Annotated in this window: 14 protein-coding genes; 10 read left to right on the top strand and 4 right to left on the bottom strand. The window is 69.0% G+C overall.

Annotated features, from left to right (window positions below; translation table 11 throughout):
- The first annotated feature begins 1 nt into the window (after position 1).
- Complete coding sequence (locus GO592_RS23415) at positions 2-1,003, top strand: sugar phosphate isomerase/epimerase family protein (RefSeq protein ID WP_007299152.1); 1,002 nt, start codon at positions 2-4, stop codon at positions 1,001-1,003.
- Here the strand turns inward: GO592_RS23415 and GO592_RS23410 are convergent.
- On the bottom strand, positions 1,000-1,878 hold the full coding sequence (locus GO592_RS23410; protein ID WP_007299151.1) for a LysR family transcriptional regulator: 879 nt from the start codon (positions 1,876-1,878) through the stop codon (positions 1,000-1,002). The two genes, GO592_RS23415 and GO592_RS23410, sit on opposite strands and share 4 nt — an antisense overlap.
- An 83-nt stretch (positions 1,879-1,961) precedes the next feature.
- On the opposite strand from GO592_RS23410, the gene GO592_RS23405 reads away from it, so the two are divergent.
- The 7 genes from GO592_RS23405 to GO592_RS23375 are packed head-to-tail and all read left to right on the top strand — an operon-like array spanning position 1,962 to position 8,383.
- Positions 1,962-2,852, top strand: coding sequence for an EamA family transporter (locus tag GO592_RS23405; RefSeq protein WP_007299150.1), 891 nt, complete (start codon positions 1,962-1,964; stop codon positions 2,850-2,852).
- A 41-nt stretch (positions 2,853-2,893) separates the two neighbouring features.
- Entirely contained in the window at positions 2,894-3,478 is a 585-nt protein-coding gene (locus tag GO592_RS23400; RefSeq protein WP_007299149.1) for a biotin transporter BioY, read from the top strand.
- Positions 3,475-4,596: a class I adenylate-forming enzyme family protein gene (locus tag GO592_RS23395; protein ID WP_007299148.1), complete on the top strand. Its 1,122-nt coding sequence runs from the start codon at positions 3,475-3,477 to the stop codon at positions 4,594-4,596. The genes GO592_RS23400 and GO592_RS23395 overlap by 4 nt, the downstream gene beginning before the upstream one ends.
- Positions 4,593-5,720, top strand: a complete 1,128-nt coding sequence (locus GO592_RS23390) for a thiolase family protein (RefSeq protein WP_039952168.1) — start codon at positions 4,593-4,595, stop codon at positions 5,718-5,720. Before GO592_RS23395 ends, GO592_RS23390 begins: the two co-directional genes overlap by 4 nt.
- A complete protein-coding gene (locus tag GO592_RS23385) occupies positions 5,717-6,397 on the top strand; it encodes an energy-coupling factor ABC transporter ATP-binding protein (protein ID WP_005258449.1) in 681 nt (226 codons plus the stop codon). The genes GO592_RS23390 and GO592_RS23385 overlap by 4 nt, the downstream gene beginning before the upstream one ends.
- Positions 6,394-6,996, top strand: a complete 603-nt coding sequence (locus tag GO592_RS23380) for an energy-coupling factor transporter transmembrane component T family protein (protein WP_007299146.1) — start codon at positions 6,394-6,396, stop codon at positions 6,994-6,996. The genes GO592_RS23385 and GO592_RS23380 overlap by 4 nt, the downstream gene beginning before the upstream one ends.
- Positions 6,989-8,383, top strand: coding sequence for an AMP-binding protein (locus GO592_RS23375; RefSeq protein ID WP_007299145.1), 1,395 nt, complete (start codon positions 6,989-6,991; stop codon positions 8,381-8,383). Before GO592_RS23380 ends, GO592_RS23375 begins: the two co-directional genes overlap by 8 nt.
- A gap of 4 nt (positions 8,384-8,387) precedes the next feature.
- Here the strand turns inward: GO592_RS23375 and GO592_RS23370 are convergent, their stop codons facing one another.
- The 3 genes from GO592_RS23370 to GO592_RS23360 all read right to left on the bottom strand — a co-directional run bounded on the left by GO592_RS23370 (position 8,388) and on the right by GO592_RS23360 (position 11,456).
- Complete coding sequence (locus GO592_RS23370) at positions 8,388-8,708, bottom strand: AtuA-related protein (RefSeq protein ID WP_007299144.1); 321 nt, start codon at positions 8,706-8,708, stop codon at positions 8,388-8,390.
- Entirely contained in the window at positions 8,705-10,078 is a 1,374-nt protein-coding gene (locus GO592_RS23365) for an acyclic terpene utilization AtuA family protein (RefSeq protein ID WP_039952166.1), read from the bottom strand. Before GO592_RS23365 ends, GO592_RS23370 begins: the two co-directional genes overlap by 4 nt.
- A 67-nt stretch (positions 10,079-10,145) precedes the next feature.
- Positions 10,146-11,456 carry a CitMHS family transporter gene (locus tag GO592_RS23360; protein ID WP_007299142.1) on the bottom strand — a complete coding sequence of 437 codons (1,311 nt, stop codon included), beginning with the start codon at positions 11,454-11,456 and terminating at the stop codon, positions 10,146-10,148.
- 123 nt (positions 11,457-11,579) lie between these two features.
- On the opposite strand from GO592_RS23360, the gene GO592_RS23355 reads away from it, so the two are divergent.
- Positions 11,580-12,500 carry a LysR family transcriptional regulator gene (locus GO592_RS23355; RefSeq protein WP_005258441.1) on the top strand — a complete coding sequence of 307 codons (921 nt, stop codon included), beginning with the start codon at positions 11,580-11,582 and terminating at the stop codon, positions 12,498-12,500.
- A gap of 9 nt (positions 12,501-12,509) precedes the next feature.
- Positions 12,510-12,875, top strand: a complete 366-nt coding sequence (locus GO592_RS23350; protein WP_039952164.1) for a VOC family protein — start codon at positions 12,510-12,512, stop codon at positions 12,873-12,875.
- The last annotated feature ends 72 nt before the right edge of the window (positions 12,876-12,947 follow it).

The following is a 12,947-nucleotide window of genomic DNA, read 5'->3' as shown; positions in this document are numbered from 1 at the left end:
CATGAAACTCGGTGTGTACACCGCCGTCCTGCACGACCGCAGCCTGCGCGAGGCGCTGGAGACCATCGCATCCCTCGGGCTCGAGGGCGCGGAGATCAACGCGGGCGGATTTCTGCCCAGCCCGCACCTACCCGTCAAGGAACTCCTCTCCGGTGAGGTGTCACCGGAGGAGTACCTGAAGGTCTTCGACGAGACCGGCGTCTCCATCGCCGGCCTGAACTGCAACGGCAACCCGCTGCACGCGGATCCCGAGGTGGGCCCCGAGGACGCCGAGGACCTGCGCAACGCGATCAAGGTGGCCGGTCTGCTCGGTGTGGACCGGGTGGTCACGATGTCCGGGCTGCCCGCCGCGCACGCCGGCGGCCAGTGGCCGGCATGGCACGTGAACACTTGGGACAGTGGCTATCTCGACTCCCTCGACTACCAGTGGGATCAGGTCGCGGTGCCGTTCTGGAAGGAGATCGACGCGCTCGCCCGTGAGAACGGCGTCAAGGTCGCGATCGAGATGCATCCGCAGAACCTGGTGTTCAACCCGCCGACCCTCGAGCGCCTGGTCGAGAAGACCGGTGCCACGAACGTCGGCGCCGAGATGGACCCGTCGCACCTGTTCTGGCAGGGCATCGATCCGGTCGCCGCGGTCGACTGGCTCGGCGACCTCGTGTTCCACGCCGCGGCGAAGGACACCCGGATCAACGAGAACTGCAAGATCTACGGCGTCCTCGACGATCGGTTCACCCGGATCCCGGCCGACCAGAACCCCACCGGACTCGGTGGCAAGCACGTGGTCAACAAGTGGCCCGAGGACTCGGCGTGGGACTTCGTCGCCGTCGGTCGCGGACACGACGTCGATTTCTGGTCCCGTTTCCTCGCCGCCCTGCAGCGGGTCGACCCGGACATGGCGGTCAACATCGAACACGAGGACGTCGAACTGGGACAGCTCGAAGGACTGCAGGTCGCGGCCCGCACCCTGAAGGACGCGGCTTCCGCGGTGGCCTCCCGCTAGAAACCGGTGACGGCGGCCAGGCGGTCGAGGACCAGACGCAGCGGCGGCCAGGTCGACCTCCCGCGGCGGGTCACGGCGTAGGCCGTCAGCACGACCTTCGGGTTGGTGAGCGGGCGGACCGTGACTTCCTTGCGCGTGGGACGGTCGGCCGGCAGCAGGCCCACCCCGTAGCCGGCGGCGATGAGGTCCTCGACGAGGTCGAGGCTGTCGATCTGGTGGGCGATGTGCGGTGTGAAACCCGCGAGCGAGGCCAGGGTGCGGACGGCGTCCTCGTCGGCGGTGTTGCGGGAGTTCACGATCCAGGGCGAACCGGCATAGGCGGCGACGTCGGCGGGTCCGTTCTCGGCGGGCGTGGGGGTGCCGAGTCCCCAGGGCGTCGACCACAGCGGGACGGCCTCGAGCGCGGTGCCCGGGGACGCCGGTGCCAGGTTGTAGTCGTAGGTCAGGGCGAGATCGAGTTCGTCGTCGGCGAGCAACGCGAACGCCTCGACCGGCTCGTATTCGCTGATCACCACGTCCACCTGCGAGTGGGTGCGTGCCAGTTCGGCGACGACCGGGAGCAGCGACACCCGGATGCCCGTCGCGAAACCCCCGACGCGCAGGGTGCCGACCGGCTCGGCGTGGGGGTCGAGGTCGAGCCGGGCGGCGTCGACGGCCGCCAGGATGGTGACGGCGTGGTCGGCCAGCCGGCGACCGGCCGGAGTGAGCCGCACCCGGCGGCCGGTCGGTTCGACGAGCTGCGCACCCGTCTCCTTCGCGAGTGCGGCGATCTGCTGGGAGACGGTCGAGGTGGTCAGCCGGTGTGTCTCGGCGACCTCACGCATGGAGCCGAGGCGGGAGAGCTCGAGCAGGAGATGCAGGCGTCGGGTATCCACCCATGCATTGTTCGCGATATCCGAACGGTTTGTCCATGAAAGTCACGTGGACGTGAACGGTCGAGGTGGCCTTCAATACAGACATGACGAGGAACTCGACCCACGTCGGCGCGACGATGGCGCTGACCTCGATGCTGTGCGTGCAGAGCGGACTCGCGATCTCCGTCGGCGTGTCCGAACGCGTCGGCGCCGAGGGCGCCGCCTGGTTGCGCCTGGCATGGGCGGGGGTGTTGCTGGCCGTGATCGTGCGGCCTCGTCCGAAGGCGTTCACGCGTTCGTCCCTCGGCGCGTGTGTCCTGCTCGGAGTGGTCACGGCGGCGGTCACCCTGCTGTTCATGGCCGCGGTGGACCGGATCCCGCTGGGAACCGCCAGCGCGCTGGAGTTCCTCGGGCCCCTCGGCGTCGCTGTTCTGCACGGACGCGGTCGCCTGAAGTGGCCGGCGCTGGCGGCCGTCGGGGTGCTGCTGCTGACGCAACCCTGGGCCAGCGGCGTCGACCCGGTCGGAATCCTGTTCGCACTGGGCGCGGCCGCATGCTGGGCCCTCTACATCGTGCTCACCCAGCGCGTGGGCGACGAGGTGGCCGGTCTCAACGGGCTCGCGGTGTCCATGCCCGTCGCCGGGCTGGTCGCGACTGCGGTGGGTGGACCGTCGATGCTCGGAAAGATGACGCCGGACCTGTTGATCATCGGGCTGGGTTTGGCGATACTGCTGCCGGTCGTGCCGTTCACGCTGGAGATGCTCGCCCTGCGCCGGCTGAACACGGCGGCGTTCGGGACCCTGATGAGCCTCGAACCGGCGTTCGCGTTGATCATCGGGCTCGTCGTGTTGCATCAGGTTCCGGACCACGCGGCCGTGGCCGGGATCTGTTTCGTCGTCGTGGCGGGGATCGGAGCAGCGCGGGCCGGGGCGCGCACGACGTCCGACGAGGGCGACGTCGCGGAGTCTGCCGCACCGTTGTCCGCGCCGACCTGATACCTTGAACGTCGTTCAAGTTTGAAGCAAGAGGAGTCGTCATGGCAGGTGTCGAGAGTGCTCGGGTGTCGAGGCTCGGTATTTCAGCGCGGGACATGGCGCAGATCGCGGTGTTCGCCGCGCTGATCGCGGCGCTGGGTCTGCCCGGCGCCATCACGGTCGGCTTCAGCGGAGTGCCGATCACACTGCAGACGCTCGGCGTCATCCTCGCCGGCGCGGTGCTCGGCGCTCGCAAGGGCACAGCCGCCGTCGCGGTCTTCATCGCACTGACCCTGATCGGCCTGCCCCTGCTGTCCGGTGGCCGCACCGGACTGACCGCGCTCGCAGGCCCCAGTGCCGGGTACCTCATCGGCTGGATTCCCGCGACGCTGATCATCGGTCTCCTCACCGCTCGGATCCTGCCGAAGTACCCGATCGCGCTCGGTCTGCTGATCAACGCCCTCGGCGGGATCGTCGTCATCTACGTCTTCGGCACCGTCGGACTCCTGCTCCGCACCGATCTGGGTGTCGGCGCCGCCATCACCACCAACTTCGCCTTCATCCCCGGCGACCTGCTCAAGGTCGTCGTCGCGACCGTGGTCGCCAAGAGCGTGCATCGCGCGTACCCCGGCCTGATCCGTACGTGAGTTCCGAACTCGGCGGCTCCGGCGATCAGCCTGCTCTCGACTTCGAAGACCGCACCTACACGTACGCCGAACTCGACCGTGCCATCGACCGATGGATCCTCGAGCACGGCCCGGGTGCGCCTGCCTACGACGCGTCGACGCTGCCGGTCCCGGACGCCCTGATCTGCGTGTGCGCGGCGGCGCGGCAGGGGACGGCGGTGATCGTCGAGAACCCCGACGCGCGCCCGGACCGCGCGGTGATTCCACCGTCCACGTTTCTGCTGGTCGCGACGTCCGGCTCCACCGGCAGGCCGCGTCCGCTCGCGCGCACCGCGGCCTCCTGGTTCGACAGCTTCCCCGCCTTCACCGCGATCACCGGCATCGAAGCGACCGACCACGTGCTGATCACCGGCCCGTTGCACGCCACGATGCACCTGTTCGGCGCAGTGCACGCACTCTGGCGAGGTGCGTGCGTCACCGACGACCCGTCCCGGGCGACGGTGGTGCACGCCGTTCCCGCCGTTCTCCGTGAGGTGGTGGGGAAGGCCCCGAAGCTGCGCACGGCGATCGTCGCCGGCACCGCCCTGGACGACGGTGCCCGCGCGGTGGCGGACGGCATCGGGATCGTCGAGTACTACGGCGCCGCGGAACTCTCCCTCGTCGCGGCGCGCCGGGTGCCCGAACCGCTCCGGCTGCTGGACGGCGTCGACGCCGACATCCGCGACGGTCTGCTGTACGTCCGGTCGCCGTACAGCGTGATCGGAGTCCCGGAGTGGTTCGGCGTCGGTGACCTGGCCGAACTCGGTGACGACGGCGAGCTGACGGTGCGCGGCCGGGGAGAATCCGCGATCAATGTCGGCGGCACCACGGTGATCGCCGAGGACGTCGAGCGCATCCTCGAGACGCTCGACGGTGTCGCCGCGGCCGCCGTCGTCGGATCGCCGCATTCGGTGCTCGGCGAGACCGTCACCGCCGTGGTGGAGCTCGACGGCACCGCGGAGATCGGTGAGGTGCGTTCCCGAGCACGCCGGACGCTGACGAAGGAAGCCCTGCCCCGCCGCTGGGTGCCGATCGAGGCGATGCCGCGGACCGCCAGTGGCAAAGTCGCCCGAGGCCGAGTGAGAGACTGGCTGGCATGAGCTCTGTCCCTGTTCTGGTGGCGCCGCGCCGCACGCCGATCGGCAATGCCGGGCACGGGTTCGCCGATCTGACCACCACCGACCTGGCCGCCCCCGTGCTGCGCGAGGTTCTGACGTCGCTGCGGGGGGCGGGCATCGATGCCGAGGTCGACGACGTCGTCCTCGGCAACTGCCTCGGGCCGGGCGGTGATCCGGCACGGGTCGCGGCCCTGCAGGCGGGAATGGGTGTGGAGGTTCCCGGTGTCACCGTCGACCGGCAGTGCGGTTCCGGACTCGACGCGGTGATGCAGGCCGCGCTCCGTGTGCGCAGCGGCGCCGACGAGCTGATTCTGGCCGGGGGCGTCGAATCGGCGAGCACGGCGCCGTGGCGGTTCTGGCCGCCGGTGCCGGGCGCCGATCCGGTGCGCTACACCCGCGCTCCCTTTGCGCCGCAAGACTTCCCCGACCCCGACATGGGAGCGGCCGCGGACGATCTCGCGCGGGTGCGCGGCATCAGCCGTGAGCGGCAGGATGCGTACGCGGCGCGGTCGCACACGCTCGCCGCAGCCGCCGACTTCTCGTCGGAAATCGTGCCGATCGGTGACATCGAGCGGGACCAGCGCATTCGCGCAGGCATGACCGAGGCCAGGCTCGCGCGGCTACGCCCGAGTTTCGGTGCCGGCGGAACGGCCACGGCGGGGAACTCCTGCGGCATCTCGGACGGTGCCGCCGTGCTGGCGGTGACGACCGAGTCGCTGGCCGCCGGACTGCCTGCGTTACGGATCCTCGGCTCCGCCGTCGCGGGATCGGACCCGGCGCTGCCCGGACTCGGACCGGTTCCCGCGATCCGCACACTCCTGAAGCGGACCGGACACGACGTGGCGGATCTGGGCGTCGTCGAGATCACCGAGGCCTTCGCGTCGGTGGTGCTGGCGGTGTCGGACGAACTCGGCCTGGACGAATCCGTGATCTGCCCGCAGGGCGGCGCCATCGCCATGGGGCACCCGTGGGGCGCGTCGGGGGCGATCTTGTTGGTGCGCTTGGCAAGTCAGATGCTGCGCGAGGGCGGACCCGCGCTCGGTCTCGCGGCCTGCGCCATCGGCGGCGGACAGGGCATCGCGATGCTCGTGGAGCGTGTGTCGTGAGTGAGATCGTCTTCGATTCGGTGACGCACGCCTTCGGGGACCGCCCGGTGCTGCGCGGCGTCGACCTGCGTTTCTCCGAGCGCCGCGTCGGCATCATCGGTTCCAACGGTTCCGGCAAGTCGACCCTGGCGCGCATGATCAACGGGTTGCTGAAGCCCACCTCCGGCACCGTCACGGTCGACGGTGTCGACGCCGCCAGGAAGGGCGCGCAGGTGCGCCGCAAGGTCGGGTTCGTGTTCACCGACCCCGACACCCAGATCGTCATGCCCACGGTGTCCGAGGACCTGGCGTTCTCGCTGCGCCGGTCCGGTCTGAGCAAACAGGAGATCGCCGGTCGCGTCGAGGAGATCCTGGTGCGGTTCCGGCTCGACCGGCACGCCGATCACCCCGCGCACCTGCTGTCCGGGGGCCAGAAGCAGCTGCTCGCCATCGGCGCCGTCCTCATCCGCAGGCCCGAGGTGGTCATCGCCGACGAGCCGACGACGCTGCTGGATCTGCGGAACGCGCGCGTCGTCTCCGAAGCACTCGATTCGATGGACCAGCAGGTGATCGTCGTGACCCACCAACTGGCGCTGCTGGAGAGTTTCGAACGGGTCATCGTCATCGACGACGGTCTCGTCGCGTTCGACGGCAGCCCGGACGACGCCGTCCCGGCGTACCGGCAGTTGGTCGAATGATCGGCCTGTACCGCCCGGGCGACTCGCTCCTGCACAGGATGCCCGCCGGGCTGAAACTGCTGCTGTTGATCGCGTCGATCGTCATGGCTACGGTGTTCGTGCGCACCCCGCTCGAGGTCGGCGTCGTCGTCCTGGTGGTGGGCCTGCTGTTCGCGGTGGCCTCCATTCCGTGGCGGGTCGCCGTGGCGCAGTTGCGTCCGGTGGTGTGGATGTTGTTGATCATCGCCGTGTTCCAGGTGCTGATCACATCGCCCGCGCGGGCGGTCGTCGTGTGCGGGGTGCTCCTGATCTCGGTGGCGCTCGCCGCGTTGGTCACGCTCACCACCCGGGTCACCGACATGCTCGACACGGTGTCGCGCGCACTCGGGCCCCTGCGGAGGTTCGGGGTCGATCCGGACCGGATCGGGCTCCTGCTCGCGTTGGCGATCCGGTGTATCCCGCTGCTGACCGGGATCGTGCAGGAGGTGGCGCAGGCACGGAAGGCGCGCGGGTTGCAATGGTCGATGACGGCGCTGGCCACCCCGGTTCTGGTGCGTGCACTCCGGACCGCGGATGCGATGGGCGACGCCCTCGTCGCACGGGGAGTGGACGATGACTGAGCTGCTCGCCGAGCGTGTCGCTCGACGGGCCGCCGAGAACCCGGAGACGACAGCGGTCGTGTCCGCGCGCGAGACCGTCGACTACGGCCGGTTCTGGTCGCAGGTCGCTCGTACCGCCGCCGGGCTCGACGGGATGAACCGGGTGGCGGTGCTGCCGACGTCGGATGTCGGGTCGCTGGTCGCGGTGACGGCGGCGATGCACGCGGGAGTCAGCGTCGTGCTGCTGCATCGGCATCTCCTGCCCGCGCAGCTGACGCGGGTGCTCGAACTCGCGAAACCCGGCGCCGTGGTGGCCGCGTCGCACCAGCACGCCAGGTTGCGGAGACTGGGATTCGACGGGACCGTCGAGACGGCGGAGAGCCTCGAATCCGACGGCGCCGCGGACCGGGCGCGTCCCGACACCGAACTGCTGGTCGGCATCACGTCCGGCACCACCGGTGAGCCGAAGCTGTTCGTGCGCAACCAGCGATCGTGGGCCACGACCCTCGACCGCTCGGACGCGACGTTCGACATCGGCAGCGGGGATCGCGTGGCGGTGCCCGGAGTGCTCGACCACACGCATTTCCTGTACGGAGCGCTGCACGGCCTCACTTGCGGGGCGACGGTGGATCTGCGCCCGGTCACGCACTCGCTGCGCGACGCGGCGACACATCTGTACTCGGTACCCACCATCGCGTGGGATGTGGTGCGGTCGGAGATCGGTCCGGTCGGAAGCGTCCGCGAGGTGCTGTCCTCGGCGGCCCGGTGGCCGCGGACGGGACGTCAGGCGTTGCAGGAGGTGTTGCCGAATGCGTCGCTCGTGCACTTCTACGGCGCATCCGAACTGAGCTTCGTGTCGTTCGACCGGGGTCTCGGCGCCGCCGACGAGCATGCGGTAGGCGAACTGTTCGACGGCGTCGACGCAGAGATCCGCGAGGGCCTGGTCCACGTGCGCAGCGACATGCTGTTCGACGGCTACCTCACCGAGGACGGCGTGGTGAACGGCCCCGCCGACGGGTGGATGACGGTGGGGGACCGCGGCCGCGTGGCGGGCAACAGCCTGCAGTTGTTCGGCCGGGACAGCGACACGGTGATCCGGGCGGGACTCAATGTGGAACCCGCCGCCATCGAGGCGGCGTTGACCGCGCTTCCCGGGATCTCGGAGGCTGCGTGCATCGGAGTACCGGACAGCCGGATGGGCGAGGCACCGGCCGCCGCGATCGTGGTGGACGGCGACGGGCCGAGTTCCACCGAGATCTGGCGGCACCTGCGCGCCACGTTACCCAGCCCCAGCATGCCGGTTCAGGTTCTCGCGGTCGACAGCTTGCCGCGCACACCGCGCGGCAAGCTCGATCGTCAGGCGCTCGCCGCTACCCTGGCAGCCTCTCGGAACCGGAATCCCGCGTAGCCCGTCAGATTTCGAGGCTCAGCAGGTGGTAGCCCAGCGTCTTGCCGTGTCCGTCGAGTGCGGGTGAGCCCGTCACGCCGCCGCCGAGGACGCCGGGCAACTCGAACACCATCGCCATCAGGTTCGGCTGGCAGGTGCGCCGGGCCGGTCCGGTGATCAGCTCACCGTAGTGGGCGGCGACGACGTTCTCGGTCAGTCTCTCCGTGAGATGCCGGTAGGCGGCGCTGTCCCGGGCCAGCACAGCGAGGATGAGCGTGTCCCCCTTGTCGCCGGCGCGGACGTCGGCAAGGCTATCGATCTTCTGAACAGTTGCGGGCGTGGTCATGTCGAAACCTCCGTCAGATGCACCCGGGTGGACACGAGATCGCGGGGGAGGGTGCACGAGCGGATCGCGAGCACCTCGGTCGACGACCGCCGGGCGCCGCCGCCACCGGCCGGTCCGTTGGTGTACAGGCTTTCCACCTCCCAGCCGACGAGGTCGGCTTCCTCGCGGGTGCGTGCGCGGGCGGTGACCCGCACGCGCACCTCGTGGGCAGCGGTGTCCGTATCGAGTCCGCGGAAAGCGGCACCGGCGCCGATGTATTCGACCGAGACGGCGCCCTCGGCGAAGCCGTGCACGTCGGCGAGACGTTCGGTGACGATGTCCGCGGCGAGCTGGGCACGGGGATAGGCGCGCGGTCCCGCGTAACTGATCTGCCCCTCACCGAGCCAGCCGCCACGGAACCCGAGGGTGACCTTCAGCTGCTGTGGTCGGGGGCGCCCCGTCGCACCCGCGATGGCGACCCGGTCGGGTCCGACGCTGGTGAACGACACGTTGCCGAAGTCCGCGGTGACGTCCGGGGTCAGGTACGACGTGGGATCTCCCACCTCGTACAGGAGTTGCTCGGCGCAGGTTCGTTCGGTGAGTAGCCCGCCGGATCCGTCGAGTTTGCCGAAGGTCGCCGATCCGTCGGCGAGGACGTCGGCGAACGGGAAACCGAGATCGGCCATACCCTTCACCGGTTTGGTGACGGGATCCGCGTAGTACCCGCCCGTGAGTTGCCCGGCGCATTCGAGCAGGTGCCCGATCGCGGTTGCGGCGCCGATGGTTTCGTGGTTGGCCAGGTCCCATCCGAAGTGGTGGGCGAGTGGGGCGACGTAGAGGGAGGGGTCGGCCAGACGCCCGGTGACGACGACGTCGGCGTCCAGTTCGAGTGCGGGGATCACGGCCTCCGCGCCGATGTACGCGTTCGCGGAGACGAGTTCCTCGTCGTGCTCCGACAGGCGTTTCCCGGTTTCCCACACGACGGGGTCGTGCCCCAGCACCTGCTCGAGCACCGCGTCGCCCGTGACGGCAGCGACGCGCACCTGCCGGTCGGCGGACCGGGACGCGATGTCGGAGACCAATTCGGCAGCGGCGAGAGGGTTCGCGGCACCGGCATTGGTGATCACCGTGGTCCCGGACGCGAGCGTGTGCGGGAGAACCGCGCGCATGCGTGCGCCGAGGAGCGGATCGTATCCTTCGTCCGGGTTCTCGAGTCGGCGAGAGTTTCCGGCGGCAACGGTGCGTTCGCCGAGGCATTCGAAGATCAGGCAGTCGAGGTCGGCGTGCCGGGCGAGTTTCTCGGCGGGGTCGATGCGATCCCCGGAGAACCCGGATCCGGCGCCGAGTCGCACGCTCCGCGAAGCGCTGCCGCGGGTGCTCGATGGTGTCACGGGCTCGAAGTCCTTTGCTTGTTCGACGTGTGGTGGGTGGGCCGGCCTGCGGTGGTGTCGCGGACGATTACAGCGAGATGGCACCGGTGAGCAGCGCCATGACGGTCATCACGATCGTGGTTCCGAAGGCCCAGCCGAAGATGAACCGCTGGTGCTTGCCGAGGTCTACCTTGCTCAGTCCGATCAGGATGAACGTCGCGGCGGTCAGCGGGCTGAGCGGGAATCCGGTGGTCATCTGGCCGAGGATGGCGGCGCGGCCGATCTCCGCGGGGTCGCCTCCGAACGATGCGGTGGTTTCCGCGAGCACCGGTACGACGCCGAAGTAGTAGGCGTCCGGGGTGAAGACTAGGCTGAGCGGCATCGACGTGACGGCGGTGATGACGGGGATCAGGGAGCCGGCGGACTGCGGAATCCACGAGACGAAGGTCTGCGCCATCGCGGTGATCATCCCGGTGCCGTTGAGGATTCCGGTGAGCACGCCTGCCGCGAGGATCATCGCCACCACCATGGTGACGTTGCCGCCGTGCTTCGCGAACAGGGCCTGCTGGTCGTCCCACTTGGGGCGGTTGACGGCGAGCGCGAGTGCGAATGCGATGGCGAATGCCACCTCCAGCGGCACGAACTGGAACAGCAGGATCACGATCAGAACGAGGGTGAGCACGGTATTGAACGCCATCACCGCCCGCTGGCGACCGGTGCGCACCGGCGCGTCGGACACGTGCGGCGTGCCGGGACCACCGCCGCCGGGAGAGGCCAGTTCGGTGACACCGAGCCGTTTACGTTCCACGCGGCCGATCATGTAGGCGGCGAACAGGACCCACAGGACCCCGGCCCCCATCGCGGGCAGGACCGGCGTGAAGATGTCGGCGCTGGTCAGGTCGAGCGCGGCCATGGCGCGGACGGTCGGGCCGCCCCACGGAATCATGTTCATCAGCCCCGCCGCCAGGCAGACGATGCCGGTCAGGACGACCGGGCGCATCCCGAGCTTCTGGTAGAGGGGCAGCAACGCCGAGATGGTGATCAGGAAGGTCGAGGTTCCGTCGCCGTCGAGCGCGACGAGCAGGGTCAGCACCGCGGTTCCGACGGCGATCTTGGTGGGATTGCCGCCTGCCCACCGGACGATCCGGCGGATCGCCGGGTCGAACAGTCCCACGTCGACCATCAGACTGAAATACAGGACAGCGAAGGCGATCATGATGGCGACGGGCGCGACCTTCAGCAGACCGTCGCCCACCATCTCCCCGAGGTCGGGTGCCCATCCGCCCACGATCGCGAACGCGACGGGAACGAGGATCAGTGCGACCAGCACCGAGACCCGACGGCTGAACGCCAGCGCCAGGAAACAAGCGATCGTGGCGAACCCGAGCGCGGCAACCATGTGACCTCCTTCGAAATGGAGTCTCAGTGTCGCGTGCCTCATAATTGCGGGTCAAATATCAATGAATGATCGATTCATGAGTTGAACTCATGAATACCTAGCGCATCAATACCGGCCATACTGATGCGCATGAGCATCAATCTCGGGATTTCTCACCTGAGGAGCATCGTCGCCATCGCCGACTACGCGAGCTTCACCTCGGCGGCCCACGCACTCGACGTGTCTCAGTCCTCGCTGAGCCGCTCGGTCGCCGAGGCCGAGCGCCGACTCGACGTCACGCTGTTCGAACGCACCACTCGCCGTGTCGAGCTGACCACGCACGGGCACGAGATCATCGAGCACGCCCGGCGGATGCTCCACGACTTCGACGACGGGCTCACACAGATCGAACGATTCGTCACCGGTGACCGCGGAATCGTGACGGTGGCATGCCTGCCCTCGCTCGCGGCCACGTTCCTTCCCCCGTACGTGGTGAGCTTCCGCGAGCAGCATCCCGACGTGCGCCTCCAGATACGGGACGGACTGCGGCAGGAGGTTCTCGACGCCGTGTACTCGGGCACGGTCGACCTCGCCCTGGTCACCACCTCGGGGATTCTGCCCGGCCTGCAACAGGACGTTCTGACGAGCGACTCCTTCTATTGCGCCGTCGCGCCGACACATCCGTTCGCCGATCGGCCGGTACTCCGGTGGTCGGATCTCGCCGGACAACCGTTCATCGCGTTCGGACCCGAGAGCAGCATCGCGGCGCCCGTCCGCCGGGCCGTCGAGGACGCACGCATCGAACTCGGACCCGTCATGCAGGCGCAGAACATCGGCGCGGTAGCGGGATTGGCGGCGGCCGGGCTCGGTGTCACCGCGGTGCCCGAACTCGTGCTTCCCATGATCTCGTTCGCCGGTCTCGTCCACATACCGCTGCAGCCGACGGTCGAACGCACCATTTCACTCGTCCAGGTCGCCGGCCGACCCCAGACGGCGAGCACCCGCGGTTTCGTGAACATGCTTCTCGCCGACCGAACTCCTGATCGAGGAGCCGATTCCGGCTAGAGTTCCGGCATGTCACCTTCTGCCGCAGATCATCATCGACTGAACTACGTGGAGTTGTCGGTCACGGACCTCGCGGACGCGGAAGCGTTCTACCGCTCGGCATTCGGCTGGGAGTTCAACTCCTACGGCCCGCAGTACGCAGGCATCGTCGGTGCGGACGGTGAGGAGGTCGGCGGCCTGCTGCAGGTGCCGGAACGGAAGCCGGCAGGCGGGCCGCTGGTGCTGCTGTACTCGGTGGATCTCGACGCGTCGGTGGATGCGGTGCGGGCGGCCGGCGGCACCGTCGTCAACGGCCCGTACGACTTTCCCGGCGGGCGCCGCTTCCACTTCACCGATCCGAGTGGCAACGAGCTCGGTGTCTGGTCGTCGGCCTAGTATCCGGCAGATCTGTGTCGTGTCTCGAAGTCGGTTTCCCTACCGCATGGCCGACGGCCGTGCTGAGAGCAG

The sequence above is a fragment of the Rhodococcus sp. 21391 genome, from assembly GCF_016772255.1.
Lineage (GTDB): Bacteria > Actinomycetota > Actinomycetes > Mycobacteriales > Mycobacteriaceae > Rhodococcus_F > Rhodococcus_F opacus.
This window is presented reverse-complemented; position numbering and strand designations above follow the sequence as displayed.

Coding starts and splice junctions, on each gene's coding strand:
- GO592_RS23360 (WP_007299142.1), bottom strand. CDS start 11,456: ATGGTTGCCGCGCTCGGGTTCGCCACGATCGCTTGTTTCCTGGCGCTG.
- GO592_RS23355 (WP_005258441.1), top strand. CDS start 11,580: ATGCGCATGAGCATCAATCTCGGGATTTCTCACCTGAGGAGCATCGTC.
- GO592_RS23375 (WP_007299145.1), top strand. CDS start 6,989: ATGACTGAGCTGCTCGCCGAGCGTGTCGCTCGACGGGCCGCCGAGAAC.
- GO592_RS23380 (WP_007299146.1), top strand. CDS start 6,394: ATGATCGGCCTGTACCGCCCGGGCGACTCGCTCCTGCACAGGATGCCC.
- GO592_RS23370 (WP_007299144.1), bottom strand. CDS start 8,708: ATGACCACGCCCGCAACTGTTCAGAAGATCGATAGCCTTGCCGACGTC.
- GO592_RS23405 (WP_007299150.1), top strand. CDS start 1,962: ATGACGAGGAACTCGACCCACGTCGGCGCGACGATGGCGCTGACCTCG.
- GO592_RS23400 (WP_007299149.1), top strand. CDS start 2,894: ATGGCAGGTGTCGAGAGTGCTCGGGTGTCGAGGCTCGGTATTTCAGCG.
- GO592_RS23390 (WP_039952168.1), top strand. CDS start 4,593: ATGAGCTCTGTCCCTGTTCTGGTGGCGCCGCGCCGCACGCCGATCGGC.
- GO592_RS23415 (WP_007299152.1), top strand. CDS start 2: ATGAAACTCGGTGTGTACACCGCCGTCCTGCACGACCGCAGCCTGCGC.
- GO592_RS23350 (WP_039952164.1), top strand. CDS start 12,510: ATGTCACCTTCTGCCGCAGATCATCATCGACTGAACTACGTGGAGTTG.